This is a genomic window from Mycobacterium sp. 050272, from assembly GCF_039023525.1.
GTDB lineage: Bacteria > Actinomycetota > Actinomycetes > Mycobacteriales > Mycobacteriaceae > Mycobacterium.
On record NZ_JBCHKV010000001.1, the window covers coordinates 602,497 to 620,518 of the forward strand.

Sequence of the window (18,022 nt, forward strand, 5' to 3'; positions counted from 1 at the left end):
GGGATAGCATCGGCATTCGTGGGGTCCGACACAGATCCGATCGATCCGCCCATTCCGGTTCCCGACGTTCCCGGTGCCGATGTGCCGCCCGGCGCCGACGGCTTGCCACCACTGTCGGCACTGCCGCCGCGTGAACGCGGGGTGGTCGCCGCCTGCGCCGCCGGCGACGTCGCATTGCGCACCTGGGTGTCATCACTGCTGGCCGTGACGGCCGCGCCGGCGGTGGTGGCCACCACGTTGCGCCACAGCAAGTCCGGGAGCGAACGCGCCAACCTGAACTTCTACGCCGAGCTGGCCGCCCAGCACGATCCGGCGCAATCATTCCCGGCTCCGACCGAACTCCCCCGGGTGTCGTCGCGGCCGGCCGGCCCGCTCGCGCGATGGATCGCGCGCGGCACCGTCGACAACATCTCGTTCCCCAGCAGCTTCACCGCGATCAATCCCGCGATGCGCAAGCGGTGGAATGCGTTGGAAGTCAACAACATCGTGCGCGCCCAGCATTGGCGCCACGACGACGGGCCGCGTCCCACGCTGTGCGTGATCCACGGCTTCATGGGGTCGTCGTATCTGGCCAATGGCCGCTTCTTCTCAATGCCGTGGTATTACCGGTCCGGCTACGACGTGTTGCTGTTTACGCTACCGTTCCACGGCCAGCGCGCCGAAAAGTGCTCGCCGTTCAGCGGTTTCGGCTACTTCGCCGGCGGGCTCGGCGGCTTCGCCGAATCGATGGCCCAGGCCGTGCACGACTTCCGGTCCATCGTCGACTATTTGCGGCACACCGGCGTCGAACGCATTGCGCTGACCGGCCTTTCGCTGGGCGGCTACACGTCGGCGCTGGTGGCCTCCGTCGACGACCGGCTGCAGGCCGTCATCCCCAACTGCCCGGTCGTCACGCCGGTGACGATGTTCGACCAGTGGTTCCCGGCCAACAAGCTGGTCGGCCTGGGGCTGGCGTTGTCCAGCATCAACCGCGACGACCTCAATGCCGGGCTGGCCTACCACTGCCCCCTGAACTACCAGCCGCAACTTGCCAAGGACCGGCGGATGATCATCACCGGCCTCGCCGACCGGATGGCTCCACCGGGACAGGCGGTCATGCTCTGGGAGCATTGGGATCGCTGTGCGCTGCACTGGTTTCCGGGCAGTCACGTGCTGCACACCAGCCAGCTGGACTACCTGAGGCGGATGACCAGCTTCCTGAACGGTTTTATGCTGGACTAGCCGCCGCGCGGTGCGCGCCGGTCACCGGCGTCGGCCAATCCAAGGTCGCCAGCAGGCCGTCGGGCTCCGCGGTGTGACCGTCAAGTCGTTGCGTGGACAACAGATCCAGTGCCGCCAGGGCCGGCGCCTGGTTGCCGTGCTGCGGGATCAGTGCGTCCACCGGCGGCGTGCCCTCCGGGGGCGCGTCGGTGAGAAAAGCACACGCGGCCGCGACCGTGTCCTGCTCACCCGAGCGTGCGATCTCGAGGGCGGTGCACGTCTCACGGGCCGGATGCGACCGGATCGCCTCCAGCGTCGCGGGCAGGCCCGCATCGACGACGATCTGATATGCGGCAACGAAATCCGAGGTGCCGCGCTGCACCGCACGCCAACTCTCGCGGGCGTTGGCCGTCAGCCACCGCGGCACGTCATCCGGCGCGATGGCGTTGGCCTCCCAGCCGATCTCACGCAGGTGGTCGGCAAGCCGTCGCGCGACAACCTCGGCAGTCTCATGCAGCGGGATGCGCGATGAACGTGCCCGCAGCGCCGGCAAGTTGTCGGCGGCCGACACCGTGATCCCGATCCACGTCTCGCGTCGCGATGCGTCGGATGCGTTGTCGCGGCTGGTGATACGGACCTTGTCGGCGCGGATGCCGTAGCGGTCCAGGTATCGGGCAATCAGCTGCAGCGGCAGCACGGCGTCGTCGGCGCTGGACGGCCCTATCCGCACCAACGCGGTTGTCTTTGCGGCAACGACGGATTGGGTGTCGGCTTCGCCGGTCGGGTTGGAACGGCGGCTCATGATGGCCAGCCGGCGCCGCAGAATCGTGGTGAAGTGCAGTCCGCGCCACCAGCCGAACAAGACGATCACCGCCACGACGGCGATGCCGAGCAGCCAGTAGTCGCGAGTCGAGTGCCAGGGGTAGGCCAGCGCCGCGGGCACTACCGCCAACGCCGCCAGGGTGATTCGGGCGCTCCCCGGGATCGGGATCGAGCTCACGAGGTGGTCTCCTTCCGTCGGCGCGCGCCGGCGATCGCGGCCGCGGCGGCAACCGCCGCGACAATCAACGCCAGCGCGGCGGTCCCGGCGAACGCGACGGTTCGCGGGGTGTTGTCTTTCGGTGCCGGTGCCGGGGGTACGGCGACCGGCTTGGCCGGCGTCGCGGCCGGCCCGGCGCTCGCGGGCAGTTCCCAGGTCAGCGCTGCCAGCGGGTCAACACTGCCGGTGCCGACGACGTTCGACGGCGCCCGGGCGCCGTTGTGCGCGGTCGCGGTGATTCGGCGCACCACGTCGGTGGCGGACAGGGTGGGGTACTTGCTGCGGACCAGCGCCGCGACGCCCGACACGTAGCCGGCCGCGTAGCTGGTGCCGCTGAGCGCGCTCAGTTGCTGATGGTCGTCGGGCAGGCCGTTGGCGAGGCCGCCGCCGTCGCGGTTGCTCACCGACACGATCTTTTCGCCCGGGGCCGCGACACCGACCCACGGCCCGGACATGGTGAACTTCGACGGCTGCCCATCCGCGGTCAGGGACGCCGCCGACAGCACGTAGGGCTGCCAGTACGACGGGATGGAGACCGACGTAACACCCGCCCAGTTCCGCGCATCGTCGGGGCGGGCCAGGTCGGTGAGCGGGTTTGACTCGCAGGACATTCCGCCACCGACCGAGCCGGTGGACCCGGTGTTGCCCGCGGCCGCCACGATCACCGCGTCCTTGTCCACCGCCGCGAAGCGGATCGCCGCACCGAGCGCGGCCTGGTCGACGGGCCGGTCGGCCGCCATGCAGGTGACCTGCGAGATATCGATCACCCGCGCGCCCAGGTCGGCCGCGTGCACGATCGCCCGGGCCAGCGTCGCGACCTCGAGGGACACCCGCGCCACCATCGGGTCGCCGCCCGGTGCGCGCGGCGAGAACTTGCCCGACGCCGTCCGGATCGCCAGCACGCGGGCCGCGGGCGCGACGCCCGAGAAGCCATCCTCGGCGGACGGCTGGCCCGCGACGAGCCCGGCGACCAGGGTGCCGTGCCCGTCGCAGTCCGTCAGGCCGTCGGTCGTCTCCACGAAATCGCCGCCGGGATCGACATTCGGCAGCCGGGGTCCCGGCCGCACCCCGGTGTCGAGCACCGCCACCAGCTGACCTTCGCCGCGGGAAAACTGCCATGCCGCAGGCAGATTCAGCATCGCCTGACTGGGCGTCACGGCCGTCGGATCGCTGCCGCCAATGACGCCGGAAGCGGCGCAGGGCCCGCGCTGCTCCATCGGCTGCACCGCTCCGGCAGCGCCGCTAGGCGGCTGCACGCCCGGGTCGACCGCGGGCTGGCTGATCGCCGATGCCTGCGGACAGCCCCACGGCACGATGGCCTGCGAGAAGACCAACGCCGCTGTGAGGCAGGCGAATCCGGCACGAATCATCGATTGAGCACCCAGGCAAAGAGGCCGACCAGGTAGGCGATGACAGGAATCAGCGAAGCGTCCAGGCCGGTCGCGACGAAGCCCAGCAGGCGGCGCAGCGGCAGCGAGTAGGTGTCCGGCGAGGCGATGCTCGGGTTCAGGGCCACCACTGCCCACGCCAGCACCAGCGCGACGAGCACCGCCGCCGCGACGAAGGCGGCCAGGAAACGTCCGGTCGAGGTGTAGAACACCAGCAGGACACCGGCGACCAGGAACGGCTGAGCCAGCAGCCATCCCTTGCACGCCGCCGAATCCCACACGCGGGCACGCAGCACGGAGGTCGCCGCGGTGGCGGCCAGCACGTACCAGCCCCAGCCGCTCAACGATTCGGGCCGCAGCGCGATCGCCACCGATCCCAGCACACTGAGCAGCACCGCGCCGGCGATAAAGCCATTCTGGTGGGCGTCGGCGATGCGCACCCGCCGCGGCAGGTCCTCGAGCACCCGAAGCGCGGGCGCCGACGGAGTCGGATCCCCCGGCGCCGGGATGACCGGCAGCGGGAAGCGTGCCCACAGTGCGGACAGCTGTGCCGCCTCGATGGTGATCAGCAGAGCCACCACAATCAAACCAGCACCGATAGTCAATACCGGTGGCTGCCAAAGTAGTTCGGCACCCGCGGCCAATAAGACACCGGTCCCCAGCACCGCGGTCGCGGTGAAGAAACCGGCGATGCGTTCCCGCTGTGCGGTCGGCACCATCAGCACGATCAGCGACCACGCGGTCACACCGGCAGCGGCCAGCACCAGCTGCGCCGCACCGAACTTCCCGGGCACCGCCAACGCGAGGGCCGCGCCGAGGGGTACCAGCGCCGCCATCGACAGCGCCATTCCGGTGCGTTCGGAACGCAGCGTGACGAACAAACCGGCGATCGCGGTCACTGCCGCGATCACGCTCACCGCGACCAGTCCGGCCAGTGCGCCGGTGGCGACCCGGTAGGTCACTCCCAGTCCCGTCGCCAGGAAGGCCACCAGGATCGCCGCCAGCAGCGCCCCGCGCTGGATCTGCGCGATGCCCCACGGCTTGAGCCGCGACGTCGAGAAGATCATCGCGGCGTCGGCGATGTCCTCGACAATGCCGGGCGCGGCCGGACCGGCCGGAACCGGCTGCAGCGCAAGCAAATCCCCGTCGACCACGCCGACGGTGTCCAGGCTGGCATCCAGACTGAACGGCGCTCCCCCGATCGGTGCCAGGCTCAGTTGAGAAACGGCGCCGGTGCGCGCACTGTCGGGGTCACCGCCGTCGCCGTTCTGTGCCGTCGGGACCACCAGTCGCTGCACCGCGGGCAGGACTTCACGCAGCGGCAGTTCGGTGGGCAGGGCAACTTCTGTCAGCCTGCTGTGCGCGAGGATGGCCACGCGAACGATCGGCATGACGGCACCGGAGGTCAACGGACCCTCGAATCAGCCTGGTACATCGTGTTCTCTCTCTATCTTGTTGTGTTTTAGGCGTATTGGGTGGATAGATCTCGCGACAGCCGCTGATCGGGGAACCAGTGGCCATCGGGCAGGTAGGCGGTCAAGTTCTCGATCGCGACGGCAATCGCAAACGGGGTTCCCGGACTGAACGTCGAGACCCATTCGCCGTCGAACGCGCGGGACGGACTGACCAGGATCCGGCCCGCGGTGGTGTCGACGATGCTCATCCCGACTTCGGTGGTGGCGTGCTGACCGTCGCGATGGCAACCGGCGACGATCTCCACGTAGCTGCGCGGGCCGGTGAATACGGATTCCACCACTGCGCGTGTGGATTGCGGAATGCCAAGGTAGTCAAGGACTTCAGTCAGCTGTGCACCGGAGCGCAGCCGTTCGTCGGCGCGCGCGCCGACACGCGCCGGCATGCTGAATTCCGTCAACTGCGCCGGCGGACGCTGGCCCAGCCCCACACCGAGGACCGGAACCAGTGCCCGCGCGTCGCCGATATTCATGGCGGTGAACGTGACCAGCTGGGCGCTGCGTAGCGCTACAACGGACTTGCCGGTGGCGCCGGCGCGCCGCGCCACCACACCGCGCAGCAACTCGCCGGCACCGCTGGCTGCGCCGGAGCCCACGTAGCGCAGATCGAGCCATTGGTCGGGAAAACACACCAACTTGATCCAGTCGGCGACCGTCCGGTTCACCACACCGTCGGGACCCATCAGACCCAACCGGGTCAGCTCGTCCTTCTGATCTTTGAAGAACGCGTCACGCTCGGCGGCATCACGATAGGGCGTCGTGATCGCCAAAACCCATGGAAAGCTCCCCGCTCCGATGGTTTCGGCGATGAACCATGCGTTTTCGACCGTCAGCTCGACGGCATTGGGCTCGACACTCATCGATGCGGGACTAACCGCCCCACTTGGCGGCTTCGGCCGTGTCGCGGGCGAACATGGCCAGGGTGTTGTTTTCGTGCGTGCTGGCCATCGCCTGGTAAGAGCGCACCAACGCCTCCATGGCCTGGTTCCACTGAGCCTGCCAAACCTGGTAGGTCATACCGGTGTCACCCTGCCAGGCGTTCTGCAGCGCGGCCTGCTCGGTGGCGATGTCGGCACCGAGGCCCTGCATCGTGCCGGCGTAGCCCGACATGTCGGCGGCGTGGCTCAGCATCGCCGGGTAGTTGTACATGATCTGCGACATCTCAAGTCCTTTCGCGGTTAGTAGGGGTCAGCTCAGAACGAGGTGTAGCCGGACGCGGCGGCGGCGTCGGCGGCCACATAGGTGCCCGCGGCGTCACCGAGGTTGGCTTGGGCGATGTCCAGCAGGGTGTTGACCCGTGCGGCCATCTCCACGAACCGGGCGTGCGCGGCCTGAAAAGCAGCCGACGCCTCACCCTGGTGGAATGCCTGGGCGGCCATCGCTTCCTGCTCGGCCCCGTTGATCGTGCTGCGCATCAGGGCGGCCTTGGCGCTGAACGCCGACTGCGAGGCCACCAACTGTGGAATGTGAGCATCCAGAAGACTCATGACATTTCCTTTCTCTTCTGTCCCATACGATTTCGGCTGTTGACTGCGCTACTGCTAACTTTCGGAGCCCCCTCCCCCCGCTTGATCGGGCTCATCCGGGCCCGCGCCGTCGCGGTCCCAGGTTCCCGGCACCATGGGCATCCGCGGGCCGCTGCCGTACTCGTCGCCGGCCAGCTCGGTCAGTCCCGACGCCCGCAGATCCGCGTCTTTGCGTGCGGTTCCGGCAAACCCCAGCCGCCCGGCCCCACTGCCCGAAGCCATTGCGGCCGCGAGTTCCTCGGCGCCACCCCAGTCGGGATCGACGTCGACGTTCATGTCGAGGAATTCGTCACCGTGATCGCGCATCGCGGCCCGCCGGCGTCGTCGCGCCGCTGCCGCGCGGCCCGGAACCGCTGCAGCGGCCGCGGGGATGGTCGCGGCCGGTGCCTTCATTCCGCCGCGGCCACCCAGGGTGGGGCCGAAGCCGGTTTCCGGATCGCCACCCATGGCCACCAGGTAACCGAAAGTTCCGGCGACCGGAGCGGGCGCCGGTGCGGTCGCCGCGGTGGCGGCCGCGCCCGGTGCAGACGCGGGAGCCGACGCGGGCGTCGCGCCCGGCGGGGCCATGGCTGCCACCGGCGGCATGGATGAACTCTGGGCGGGCAGCACCGGCGGGACCGCGACCGCACCCGGAACCTCGGGCAGGTCCTGCGGGTTCTGCAAGTAGAGGTAGGCGCCGATGCCGATGACCAGTGGGATCAGCAAGGGTGCGGTCAGAATCGCGCCCCAGGTGGGCCAGCCGAGCAGGTTGGTGACCAGCTGATAGGCCAGGAAGAACAGCAGCGGCCCGTTTGCCACCAGGAACGGCCCCAAATTCTGCATGAACTGCTGGATCATGTCGTTCAGGTTCTGGAAGAACTGCTGCAGTTGCCGCAGCAGGTTCTCCCACCAGTTCCCGGAATCCGAGTCGCTCTGCTGGGCCAGCGTCGAGAAGTTGTTGGTCTCAGCACCGGGACGCAGCACGTTGGGAGCGGGGTCCGTCAGCGGCGCGCCGGCCAGTGCCGCGTCCGACACCACCTGGTAAGTGCTCATCGTGGTGGCGGCCTGGACCCACATCCGTGCGTAGTCGGCCTCGTTGACCGCGATCGGAATCGTATTGATCCCAAAGAAATTCGTCCCCACCAGCACACCGTGGATCATGTGGTTGGCGGCCAGCTCCCCCAGCGTCGGCATGGCCGACAAGGCGCCGGTGTAGGCCGCCGCCGCGACTTCGTGCTGGGCGGCCACCCCCGCGCTGTCGGCGCTGGCCTGCATCAGCCACGCCAGATACGGGATGTGCGCGGCCGCGTACTGCTCGGCGGTCGGCCCTTCCCACGACCCCGCCTGTACTTCCCCCAAGAGCCCACTGAGTTCGGCTGCCGCGTCGGCATATTCGGTACTGAGCGAGGTCCAGGCACCGGCGGCCGCCAACAGCGGCCCCGGTCCCGGTCCAGCGGTCAGCAACGCCGAATGCACCTCCGGCGGAGACGCCATCCAGATAGGCGCGGTCATTGTCAGACGCCGTACGTGACGGCCGCGGCGGTGTCACCCGCGAGGTAACTCGCCCCGCCCTCGCCGACGCCAACGCCGGCGCGGCCCAGCTCCTCGACACCCTCGGCGGCCACCACGGAGTGCAGCTGGCCCTGGGCGCTGAATCCCGCAGCCGTCGTCAGCGACACCGGATCCGCCGCGGGTGGCACCACTGCGGTAATCGCCGGAGCGGCCGCGGCATGCGCACTCGCCAACCGCGCCGTCAGTGCCTCCACCGCCGCACTCGTCGCCGCCAGGCCTTCAGGAACAACTCGCAACGTCATAACCCCTCCTTCTATGGTCCTTCGGTTGCTGCTTCACTAGTCACCATCAGCGGGCGAAACCTTCGTCGGCTCCCCCTACAACAGACTCGCCAACCAACGGGTTGACCAACTGCACATACGTCGGGCTTTCGGTGTCTCCCAACAGAATTGCCCGTCCGGCAGGCAACCGGCCAAATCGTTGACCGCGGATCTTCCCGCTGTCCTGCGGGTTGCCCGCCAGCATCAGCGTGGTTGCCTGCAAGTCGTTGAATCGGCGCAGCAGCGGGCTGGTCATCAGGGCATGCCCCGAGCCGGTGGCCCGCGCCGTCACGATCACCCTCAGCCCCAGATCGGCAGCCTGGCTCAGCTCCGGAATGAGGCTGGCCCACGGCCGCTGTCCGATGTACGGGCCACTCATCGCCGGCGCGTCCGGAATCTGGTCGACGTCATCGATGATCAGGTAGTGGGTGTGGCCCTCGTAGCTCCACCGCGCCAACTCCGCTGCCGACAAGCCGGCCGGCGGACGGCGCGATCCGATGATGTTGGACAGGCCCAGCATCGCCGGGATGATCCGGTCGATGTTGGCGGTGTACTCGTTGTCGGCGAACAGCGGCTCCTCGACGAGGTGCAGCCGCCGATCCAGCACCGTGAACGCCACCTGATCCGCCGTGGAGTGCTCGCGGATGGTGCGGATGATGTGGCGCAACAAGGTGGTCTTGCCCGACTTGCTGTCGCCGAACACCATCAGCAGCGGATTCTCCGCGAAGTCGAGCACGACCGGCGCCAGGTCCTCTTCGCGCTGGCCGATGACGACCTGTTCCGGTCCGCGATACAGCGGACCGAGAGCATCCGGTGCCAGATTGGTCGGCAGCAGCCGAACCGGCGGTGCCGCCATGCCCGGGTAGCGGGCGTTGATCGCGGCCACCTGGTCCGGTTGCGGGGCCGCGAACAGGAAGTGCTCGGCGGCCATGGTCAACCCGCGACCCGGCTGGTCGGCCGGCACGGCCTCAGCCGGGCGGCGTAGCGCCCCGACCACCCGCACATTGCTGTCCCGCGCGTCGTGCAGCTTGAGCTCGAGACGCAGCCCGAGGCCATCCCGCATCGCCAACGGCACCTCCAGCCAACTCGGGGTGGTGATGATCACGTGGATGCCGTACGCAAGGCCGACGTTGACCAGCTCAGTTACCTTGGCCAGCAACGGGTTACGCGTGTTGAACTGGTCGGTGTTGTCCCGGGCGAAGGCGTAGAGGTTGTCGATGACCAGGAACACCTCACCGAAACCATCGTCGTGGGTCGAACCGTGCTTGTCACGGAACGCCTCACGGTGCTGCCGGGAAATCAGCAGCTGCTCGAGCTCACCGAAGGTGCGACGAATGCGCTCGGGCTCCAACGGGGAGGCCACACTGCCGACGTGCGCCAGGTCTTGCAGAGCACGCAGCTGACCACCGCCGTAGTCCAGGCAGTAGAACGTGACGTCGTGCGGCGAATGCAAACTGGCCGCGGACAGCATAAACGTCTGCAGCGCAGATGATTTACCGGACTTTGCGCCGCCGTGAATCACCATGTTGCCCGACGCCGACGTGGCGTCGAAGATCAGCGGGTCGCGGCGCATCTCGAACGGCTTGTCGATCTCACCGAGCGGCCAGCGCCATTGCCGTTCCGGCAATGCGGCGTTCGCCAGCACCGTGGTCAGCGGGATCGGCTCGTCCAGCGGCGGCAACCAGAGCTGCGGTGCCCGGGGCCCGTAGCGCGCCAGCTGCTCGCCGATGGTCGCGATCAACTTGCGCGGCGGACCGGCGAACTCGTCTTGGTCGGCTCCGGTGATCACCGTGCCCTGGTCGGGCTCGACCCGTCCGGCCGTGAACAGTTTGGGTTGTGGAACAGACTGCACCACAAGAGTTTTCGCGGTCCGCGGCGGCTCGTAGATACCGTCGACGTAGGTGCTGCGGAACTTGATAGGGGCGGCACCGGGGGCGGGCACCAAGAAGCCCACGCCCTTGTGTTCCTTACCCGATTCGATGTGATAGGCGTCGTCCACGCCGATGATCTGGCGAGAGACGCTGGGACTGGCCACCTTCAAACCGATGCGATACGAGGTGTTCTTGTCGATGTCCTTGATCTTGCCGACATCCAGCGTCTGGGACGCGAACAGAATGTGGATGCGGAACGAGCGGCCCTTGCGCGCCACGTAGTCGAACAGTTCCGCGTACTCCGGGTAGTCGGCCAGCATCAGCGTGAACTCGTCGGCGACCACGAACAGGGTCGGGATCGGCGGCAGGTCTTCGGCGCCGGGGGCGCCGGAATCCCGAGCGTTCTCGTATTCGACCACCGAGTTGAACGCGCTGCCCTGCATCCGTCGGCCGGCCTCGCGCAACAACGTCTCGCGCCGTGCCACCTCACCGCGCAGCGTGTCGGCGAACCGGTCGGCCAGCGATTTCTTCTCGGCCATGTTCGAGATCACCGCGACGACCTGCGGGAAGTCCCGGAAGCTATCGGCCCCGGCCTCACCCTTGAAGTCGGCGTAGATCACGATCAGCCGGTCGGCCGAATGAGTTGTCAACAGCGACAACAGGATTGACATCAGGGTCTGCGACTTGCCGGAACCGGTCATACCGATCATCAGACCGTGTGGACCCATCCCGCCCTCGGCTTCGTCCTTCAGGTCGAAGTACAGCGGTTCGCCCGTCGCGGTGACACCGATCGGCACCCGCAACTCGTCGTCACGACGCCGCGGTCCCCACAGCGTCGGCACATCCAGCTGCGACGCGTCCGGAACACCCAGCAGCGTCGTGAACGTGGCGCCCCGGGTGGCCGCCGAGCGCAGCCCGGTGTGCGTTGGGTTGGAATCCCAGCGCGACAGCTGACGCGCCAGGTGGGCGGCCTCGTCGGCGCCGAGCGTGTCGGCGTTGTCGATGAAAGGCGCCCAGCCGCCGGTTTGCCAGCGCTCGATGACCCGGCCGTCGCCCCCGACGACACGCAGAATCGGCTTTTCCGGATCCGAATACTGTTCGCGGTGAGGCGATGTCGTGGTGCGGTGCACCACGGTCACGCCGGCCCGTCCGAGTGCCAGCGCCGAGGCGTTCACGTCGTAGTCCGGGTCGTCGATGATGATCAGCAGGTGCCGCAACGCGTCGGCCGGCTCACCGGTGAACGCCGGCCGGTCGGCCAGCGCGGGGCCCAGCAGGGCGATGAGTTCATCGGGGTCACTGGACAGGAAGCGGGCCGGGCCGACACCGTCCACCTCGCCGGGAATGTCGATGTGGGGCAACCACTTCAGCCAGGACCAGTGGCGGTCCTCCGGATCGCGGGTGGCCAGCGCGACCCCCAGCACGGTCGGGTCGTGCCAGGTGACGGCCTGAGCGACCCAGGCCCGCAACGCCCCCCGCACCTCGTCGGGTTCACCGAGGACGGTGATCCGGGCAACCTTGCTCAAGTCGATACCGGTGGGCACGTCGCGCACGGTGCGCTGGGTGTCGAGCAAGCTGCGTAATGCGCTGTGCGACACAGGTTCCAGATCGATTTCGTCGGCGGCGTCCTGGACCCGCACGGCGGTGGCCAGGGGGACCTGGTGCCGCCCGGCCCGCAGCACCAGGAAGTCGGGGTCGTGCGGGTCACGTTCCCACTGGCGGCGAGACCCGGGCACTGTTGCCAAAGCCGCCGGCTCGGGATGTGACCACTGCGCGGCGGCACGCTGCTGGGCGGCCTGGGTGCGGATGTTGTCCCGAACCACCGACAGGTAGCGTAGGTAGTCGGCGCGTTCGGCGTCGACCTCCTCGGTGCGCATCTTGTTGTCGTTGCCGCGATAGAGCGCGGTTGCGGCCAGCAACAACACAAATGGGAAGAACAGGGTCTGCGGAGAAATCACCCGCATCCCGGTGGCGACCAGCGCCACGATCATGCCGACGATCAGGATCACCAGCACGTAAGGCATGGCGCGGCGCAGGAACGACGGCGGAATCACCCGCGGCAATTCGGGTGGCGCCTCGATGGTGATGGTGCCCTGGCGGGTGCTCGGTGGCGCCAGGCGCCGGCGGGCTTCGAAGATCAGTCGGCTCATCGGGGTCCTCCTTCGGCCGACACCGGACGTCCGGGCTTGCTATCGGGCGCCAACCCGTCGTGTGCAAGCAGCGCGTCGGCGCGCGATAGCGTCGGGCCCGTCGCGAACAGCGACAGTATCGACCAGGGAATGGGAACTGGGGGCGGGGTTAAGCCAAGGGCCTCAACGGTTTTGCCGTGTCCGGAGTTCTCGGCCTCGTTGTCGATGCCATAGCGCACTCCGGTGTCCGACACCCAGAACAGTGAGCCGGCGCCCGGCGACGTCGCTGCGCCACCGACGCTCTGCGCGAAGTAGCCGGTGCCCGGCGCCAGGGCCACCCGGGTGGCGATCCCCTGCGTGCCACCACCGACCAGGTTCACGGTGCGAACCGACTCCGGTACCGGCAGCGCGGAACCCGCCAGCAGGTTCAGCGAGCTGCTGGCGGCCCCGGCCGGCTTGCTCCAGTACGCGCAGGCGACGGGATTCTTGGCCGCGTCGACCAGGGCGATCTGGCGATCCGGAAAGCGCGTGGTGTCCAGCATCCGCGACACCGGCAGCTTGGCCACCTCGTCGGCGCCCAGCCGCGGGGGTTGGTCCAGGCCATAGGAATTGGTGTTGCGCAGGACCGCGGCGAGCACCGGCGAGACCGGCTGCAGGCCATCCGGCAGCACCGCGTAGTAACGCACGTTGCCCGGGTCGACGCCGTAGGACGTCACCACCGACCCGATCGGCGCCGGGACCGGGTAATTCGCCGGGGCACCGGCATTCGGGATGCCGGGCGCCGCAAGCCCAGGCGCCTCGGGGACCGCGTTGAACAGCCCCGCCGCGATGGGCCGCGGTGCCGGCACGTCGGCACCCAGCCCCAACGCATTGGTGACCGCGTGGTTGGCCAGGTCGATCTGGCTGCGCTTACCGTTCCACAGCAGCCAGGTGCTAGCACCCTTGTCGCCGGTGAACTCGACAAGGATTGCGTCGGCGGGCGCGATCGTGGCCGCCCGGGCACCGCTGCTGTCGGGCGTGCCTGCGATCACGGTGACGCCGGTGCTGTGCACGGCGTGCGATCCTTGGGCCGCCTCACTGACCGCGTCGCACACCGTCCAGTTCGCGTCATGAGATGCGTTCTGCACCATGCGTTCTGGCGCTCCCGGGATGCCGATCAGGTTTCCGCGCGGAAACCGGTCCAGCTCACTGCTTTTCACCGTGGCGGGGTTGACCGGCTTGCCGGCGATCAGCCGGGCGGAGGTCAGGTTCAGCACCGGGTGCAGTTCGTCGCCGATGCGCACGTACAGTGCGGCCGTGTCCCGATCGGCGAGCACCGCGTTGTTGCCGGCCTGGCCGTTTGGCCGGATCAGCGAGAAGACAAAGCAACCAGCCAGGCCGGTGATCAGAATCAGGGCGCCCATCAGCACCGCGCGTGACTGGGTGCGCAGCGGGTCGACCAGCATCCTGGTGTCGTGCAAGGCGATTCCCGAGGCGATGCGGCGCATCACGAAACGCCAGCCCGTCACCTGATGCCGGGTGACGAATCCCCGGCGGTAGACCACCTTGTCGGGATTGTCGTTTACGGGGGTACGCGACGCGAAGGAACGCCGTTCGTCCGCAGGTTCGGGATTGGTCATGACGGCACCGAGAGCCCGAGCCCGCGCAGCAGCGGCTCTACCGAATTACTGACATCTCGGTCGGTGATCGTCATCAGCTCCTCATCGGTGAACGCGCCGGTTCCCGCCTGTTCTGAATGGTCCAACCGGAATTCGCGCTCCTCCTCGGAGCGCTCGACGATGTTTCGGACGAAACGACCGTTACCCGCGATGTCGAGGCTGCGCCGCTGCACGCCGTTGGAGTCGGGGGTGGTGGCCGTCGCCAATTTCTCGAACAGGTCGTCCATGTGGTCCAGCGCAGACTGCTCGAAGATGCTGTCGCGTTGTTCGGCCATCTTGCGCGCGATCTCGACCAGCTCATGGGAGTTGTACGACGGGAAGGTGATGTTGCGGGTGAAGCGCGACCGCAGACCCTCGTTGGTGTCCAGGAACTTGTCCAGATCCGCCCGGTAACCGGCGATGATCACCACCAGCCGGTCCCGGTCGTTTTCCATGCGGGCCAGCAGCGTGTCGATAGCAACCAGGCCGAAGTCGTTCTTGGCGCCGGTGGCCACCAGGGCGTAGGCCTCGTCCAGGAACAACACCCCGTCCAGCGCGCTATCGATGATCGCGTTGGTCTTGGCCTCGGTTTCGCCGATGTGCTGACCGATCAGGTCGGCGCGGTGCACCTCGCGGATGTTTTCCTTCTTCAAAAGGCCTAGGCCGCAATAGATTTTGGCAACCACACGCGCAATCGTGGTCTTACCGGTCCCGGGCGGTCCGGCGAACACCAGGTGGTGGGCGCGTTGTGCGACCTGCAGGCCGCGCTGCTTACGCACCAGCTCCATGGCCACCGAACTCTTGAGCCGGGATACCTGGTTTTTCACCTCTTCGAGACCGATGAACTCGGTGAGCTGACGTTCGGCCTCCTGCAGCAGCACGGACTTGCGTTCGTGCGCGGCAGGGTCGACGAAATCCTCTGCGCTGGGCTCGGTTTCCGGATCCCACGGGTCGGTGCGGGCCTCGATGCGAGCCGCATTGGTGGTCACGATCCCGAAACTGGTATCGGTCAGAGCAGTTTCGACCTGTTCGTTCTCCGGGTGTGCGGCGTACAGGTCCTGCAGGACTTCGCTGGCCGACTCTTCGTCGACGTGTGCACGTAGCACGAGCGCCTTGGCCAACGTCCCATCGACGGTGGCCACCTCGACCGGACCTTCCGGCTCCTCGAGGTAGGACAGCGCGGGGGCGAACAGTCCCAGCCGGGCTAGCGCGGTTCCCAGCGCGATCTTGGCCGCGTGTGCGTAGGCGCCGTCGAGATCGGAGTCGTTGACGATCGGGGTCAGCAGCTTCACGACGTCGGACCATCGCTGCGCGCGGTAGTTGATGACCACGGAGATCCACCGCGCCTCACGCCAGCTCGGACGGCGTGCGGTCAGCCCGGTGACGATCTCGTCGGCTTCGGCAAACCGGCCGGCCGTTGCCAGGGCCGCGGCGAAGGCGAGGTGAAACTCGTCCGGGTTGGTGGCGCGAAACTGTAAATACAGTCCGCTGTCATAGCGGAAGCCCAGGGCACCGGGCGCCAAATCGGCCTGCCGCTGCAGCACGCCGGCCGTGGCCACGGTGCGCGACACCGCCTCTAACACTCGGAAGGAAGCGTCGCCGGCGGCCGCGAGCCCGGTCCACGCGTCGCACTGGTCGTGGGCGATGCGCGTCAGCGCCGTGAAGCCCGAGCGAGCGGCGGCCAGATCGGCCGGACGCTGACGCTGATAGACCGCGATACCGAGGGCGCGGCAGCAGGTAGCAAAACGGCTGACGACATCGCCGTCGACTCTGGCGTCCAACCGGGAAGTGCCGGGCTGGACTGCGAGCACACCGCTGTCACCGAGTTCCACGGCCGCTGTTTTCCATGAAGATAGTCTCCCCTAACTTAATTTGCTGAAGTTAGCATTGCATAAGCTAAGTGTCGAGGCTCTCGCGGCCGCCTGACTGAGCACCTGCCGACCCGAATACCGACCTTGAACTGGGTTTTCTGCCCAATCACCAGCCCACCTCTCCAGTTGTGGCGTTGGCCGCACTCTGTGTCGACGCCAGAGCTTACTGAAAATGGTTTCCATTAGCAAAGCGCTTCTCCGAGTGTCCGGCGCCCCAAATCCCCAGAGACTCCCGTCCCGCGCGTTAACGCTGGAAGCCGGCGGGCCGCAATGCCCGGGGCCGACTCGGAGTCGCGGTGGTCATTGATCGCCGAACGCCGGCGCGGGGTTGCAGCCATCCAAACCGGCGCGGTCACAGCAGCGACTCCTAACCGATCGGGTGGGGCGCAACGACCGCCTTCACTGATTAGCGGCGCCGCGAGCAGGCAGTTAATAGTCGGCTGCTCGACCGGAAAAGTTCCCTGTTGGGCACGCGCTCGGTTCTGGCGCCGGGCGTTTCACGTCGGTCCGTCATCGCTGGGTACCTGCCAGGTTCCGGGCACCATCGGAACCGACGTGCCGCTCCCGAAGCCGTCGCCTTCCAGCGTCGCCAATCCGGCAGCCGCCACCGCATCCTTACGGACGGTCCCAGCAAACCCCAAAACACCCGCTCCCTGCTCGGACGGCGCGGAGGGGCCGTCTCCCACCAGCTCATCAACGAACGGGCCGGCCTGATCATCGGCGTCCAAGAATTCGTAACGGTAGCCAGGCTGATGGCCCCTCATCGCTGCGCGCCGGCGCCGACGCGCCTTGCTCTCTTCCCGCGCGGCTGCCGCGGCTGCGGCGGCGGCAGCCGCCGAATCGGGCTCCGGAGCTCTGCGTTGTGCGCCGCTGCTCATGCCCGAGCCGGACCCAATGCCGGGGCCTCCCACTAGGTACGGGTACGCCGCGCCCTCGATCCCGGCGGGCGGCGGCGGGGATCCGGCTGCCGGGGCCGAAGCCGGCGCGGACGCGGGAGCCGAAGCCGGGGCTGGGGACGGCGTAGGAGCCGCGGCGCTCGCTGCAGCAGGGGCGCTCAGCACGGCCGGCGGACGAGGCGCATCGGGCAGTGCTGCGGGTACCACCGGGGCAGGGGTTACTTCGGGCTGGATCGCGGCGAGCGACGCCAGGCTCGCCAAGGCTCCGGCGAATCCGAGGCTGGAGGTCGCCACGATGATCGCGATTTGGGGGGCGAACGCCTGAAAGGCCTCGATGACGTGGGTGAACTCGTCGGCGACCAGTAGCCCAATGTCGGCCCACAGCTGCGCGAACGCCTGGGCCGGGTTCGTTTGGAATAACTTTAAGTCGCGGTCCAACGTCTGGAATATTTCGAGGAAGCGGTTTATCCACCAACTCAGCTGGTACGGGTTGCCGTCGTCGTTGTCGATGATGTCGTCGTAGGGAAGATTGCTCCCACTGTCGGAGCTGCCGGTGTCGTCGGCTTGCATTATCACCGGCGCCGGATCGGCCTGCGGGCTGGCCGCCAGCGCCATGCTGGTGACCGCTTGATAGGTGGACATCGTGGTGGCGGCCTGGACCCACATCCGTGCGTAGTCCGCCTCGTTGACCGCGATCGGAATCGTGTTCATCCCAAAGAAATTGGTCGCCACCAAGGCGGCGTGTACGACGTGGTTGGTGGCCAATTCGGGCAACGTCGGCATCGCCGCCACCGCGGCGGTGTAGGCGGCTGCCGCCGTCGCGTGCTGGGCCGCCATCGCCGCGCTGTCGGCGCTGGCTTTCGTCAGCCAGGCCAGGTAAGGCGCATGGGCAGCCACATACTCCTCGGCACTCGGCCCCTGCCACGCCCCGGCCTGCGTATTGGCCAAGATCGCGGAGAGTTCGTCCGCGGTCTCGGCGTAGCCGGCACTCAACGAGTCCCACGCGCCGCTAGCGGCCAGCAAACCACCGGGTCCCGGACCGCTACTCAGCAGGCTGGAATGAACTTCGGGAGGCGATGCCATCCATATCGGTGCGGTCATTCTCGGCTACCGACCGAGTACGGCATCCACAGCGCCATCCCAGCACTCCTCGCCCGGCCGGAATCGGCGACGCCCGGGCAGTGG

Annotated in this window: 13 protein-coding genes; 1 reads left to right on the top strand and 12 read right to left on the bottom strand. The window is 67.9% G+C overall.

Annotated features, from left to right (window positions below; genetic code table 11):
• Positions 1–18: 18 nt before the first annotated feature.
• Positions 19–1,221 (top strand): alpha/beta fold hydrolase, encoded by a 1,203-nt coding sequence (locus tag AAHS21_RS03025; RefSeq protein ID WP_342926212.1) that lies wholly within the window; start codon positions 19–21, stop codon positions 1,219–1,221.
• Here the strand turns inward: AAHS21_RS03025 and eccE are convergent.
• The 12 genes from eccE to AAHS21_RS03085 all read right to left on the bottom strand — a co-directional run bounded on the left by eccE (position 1,208) and on the right by AAHS21_RS03085 (position 17,938).
• The gene (eccE, locus tag AAHS21_RS03030) at positions 1,208–2,200 is read right to left on the bottom strand and encodes a type VII secretion protein EccE (RefSeq protein WP_342926213.1); all 993 of its coding nucleotides are present in this window, start codon (positions 2,198–2,200) and stop codon (positions 1,208–1,210) included. The two genes, AAHS21_RS03025 and eccE, sit on opposite strands and share 14 nt — an antisense overlap.
• Positions 2,197–3,609 carry a type VII secretion-associated serine protease mycosin gene (gene mycP, locus AAHS21_RS03035; RefSeq protein ID WP_342926214.1) on the bottom strand — a complete coding sequence of 471 codons (1,413 nt, stop codon included), beginning with the start codon at positions 3,607–3,609 and terminating at the stop codon, positions 2,197–2,199. The genes eccE and mycP overlap by 4 nt, the downstream gene beginning before the upstream one ends.
• Positions 3,606–5,018, bottom strand: a complete 1,413-nt coding sequence (gene eccD, locus AAHS21_RS03040; RefSeq protein WP_342926215.1) for a type VII secretion integral membrane protein EccD — start codon at positions 5,016–5,018, stop codon at positions 3,606–3,608. The genes mycP and eccD overlap by 4 nt, the downstream gene beginning before the upstream one ends.
• Before the next feature lie 71 nt (positions 5,019–5,089).
• A complete protein-coding gene (locus tag AAHS21_RS03045) occupies positions 5,090–5,959 on the bottom strand; it encodes an ESX secretion-associated protein EspG (RefSeq protein WP_342926216.1) in 870 nt (289 codons plus the stop codon).
• A gap of 10 nt (positions 5,960–5,969) precedes the next feature.
• A complete protein-coding gene (locus AAHS21_RS03050) occupies positions 5,970–6,260 on the bottom strand; it encodes a WXG100 family type VII secretion target (RefSeq protein ID WP_025736523.1) in 291 nt (96 codons plus the stop codon).
• Between the two features lie 32 nt (positions 6,261–6,292).
• A complete protein-coding gene (locus tag AAHS21_RS03055) occupies positions 6,293–6,586 on the bottom strand; it encodes a WXG100 family type VII secretion target (protein WP_342926217.1) in 294 nt (97 codons plus the stop codon).
• A 54-nt stretch (positions 6,587–6,640) separates the two neighbouring features.
• The gene (locus AAHS21_RS03060) at positions 6,641–8,116 is read right to left on the bottom strand and encodes a PPE family protein (RefSeq protein WP_342926218.1); all 1,476 of its coding nucleotides are present in this window, start codon (positions 8,114–8,116) and stop codon (positions 6,641–6,643) included.
• Between the two features lie 2 nt (positions 8,117–8,118).
• Complete coding sequence (locus AAHS21_RS03065; protein WP_342926219.1) at positions 8,119–8,418, bottom strand: PE family protein; 300 nt, start codon at positions 8,416–8,418, stop codon at positions 8,119–8,121.
• Between the two features lie 46 nt (positions 8,419–8,464).
• Positions 8,465–12,454, bottom strand: coding sequence for a type VII secretion protein EccCa (gene eccCa / locus AAHS21_RS03070; RefSeq protein WP_342926220.1), 3,990 nt, complete (start codon positions 12,452–12,454; stop codon positions 8,465–8,467).
• The gene (gene eccB / locus AAHS21_RS03075; RefSeq protein WP_342926221.1) at positions 12,451–14,052 is read right to left on the bottom strand and encodes a type VII secretion protein EccB; all 1,602 of its coding nucleotides are present in this window, start codon (positions 14,050–14,052) and stop codon (positions 12,451–12,453) included. Before eccB ends, eccCa begins: the two co-directional genes overlap by 4 nt.
• Entirely contained in the window at positions 14,049–15,902 is a 1,854-nt protein-coding gene (eccA, locus tag AAHS21_RS03080; RefSeq protein WP_342926222.1) for a type VII secretion AAA-ATPase EccA, read from the bottom strand. Before eccA ends, eccB begins: the two co-directional genes overlap by 4 nt.
• Before the next feature lie 536 nt (positions 15,903–16,438).
• Positions 16,439–17,938 carry a PPE family protein gene (locus AAHS21_RS03085; protein ID WP_342926223.1) on the bottom strand — a complete coding sequence of 500 codons (1,500 nt, stop codon included), beginning with the start codon at positions 17,936–17,938 and terminating at the stop codon, positions 16,439–16,441.
• Between the last annotated feature and the right edge of the window lie 84 nt (positions 17,939–18,022).

Bases quoted from the DNA above. Each gene is read 5' to 3' on its own strand.
- mycP (WP_342926214.1), bottom strand. From the start codon at position 3,609: ATGATTCGTGCCGGATTCGCCTGCCTCACAGCGGCGTTGGTCTTCTCG.
- eccD (WP_342926215.1), bottom strand. From the start codon at position 5,018: ATGCCGATCGTTCGCGTGGCCATCCTCGCGCACAGCAGGCTGACAGAA.
- AAHS21_RS03045 (WP_342926216.1), bottom strand. From the start codon at position 5,959: ATGAGTGTCGAGCCCAATGCCGTCGAGCTGACGGTCGAAAACGCATGG.
- AAHS21_RS03050 (WP_025736523.1), bottom strand. From the start codon at position 6,260: ATGTCGCAGATCATGTACAACTACCCGGCGATGCTGAGCCACGCCGCC.
- AAHS21_RS03055 (WP_342926217.1), bottom strand. From the start codon at position 6,586: ATGAGTCTTCTGGATGCTCACATTCCACAGTTGGTGGCCTCGCAGTCG.
- AAHS21_RS03060 (WP_342926218.1), bottom strand. From the start codon at position 8,116: ATGACCGCGCCTATCTGGATGGCGTCTCCGCCGGAGGTGCATTCGGCG.
- AAHS21_RS03065 (WP_342926219.1), bottom strand. From the start codon at position 8,418: ATGACGTTGCGAGTTGTTCCTGAAGGCCTGGCGGCGACGAGTGCGGCG.
- eccCa (WP_342926220.1), bottom strand. From the start codon at position 12,454: ATGAGCCGACTGATCTTCGAAGCCCGCCGGCGCCTGGCGCCACCGAGC.
- eccB (WP_342926221.1), bottom strand. From the start codon at position 14,052: ATGACCAATCCCGAACCTGCGGACGAACGGCGTTCCTTCGCGTCGCGT.
- AAHS21_RS03085 (WP_342926223.1), bottom strand. From the start codon at position 17,938: ATGACCGCACCGATATGGATGGCATCGCCTCCCGAAGTTCATTCCAGC.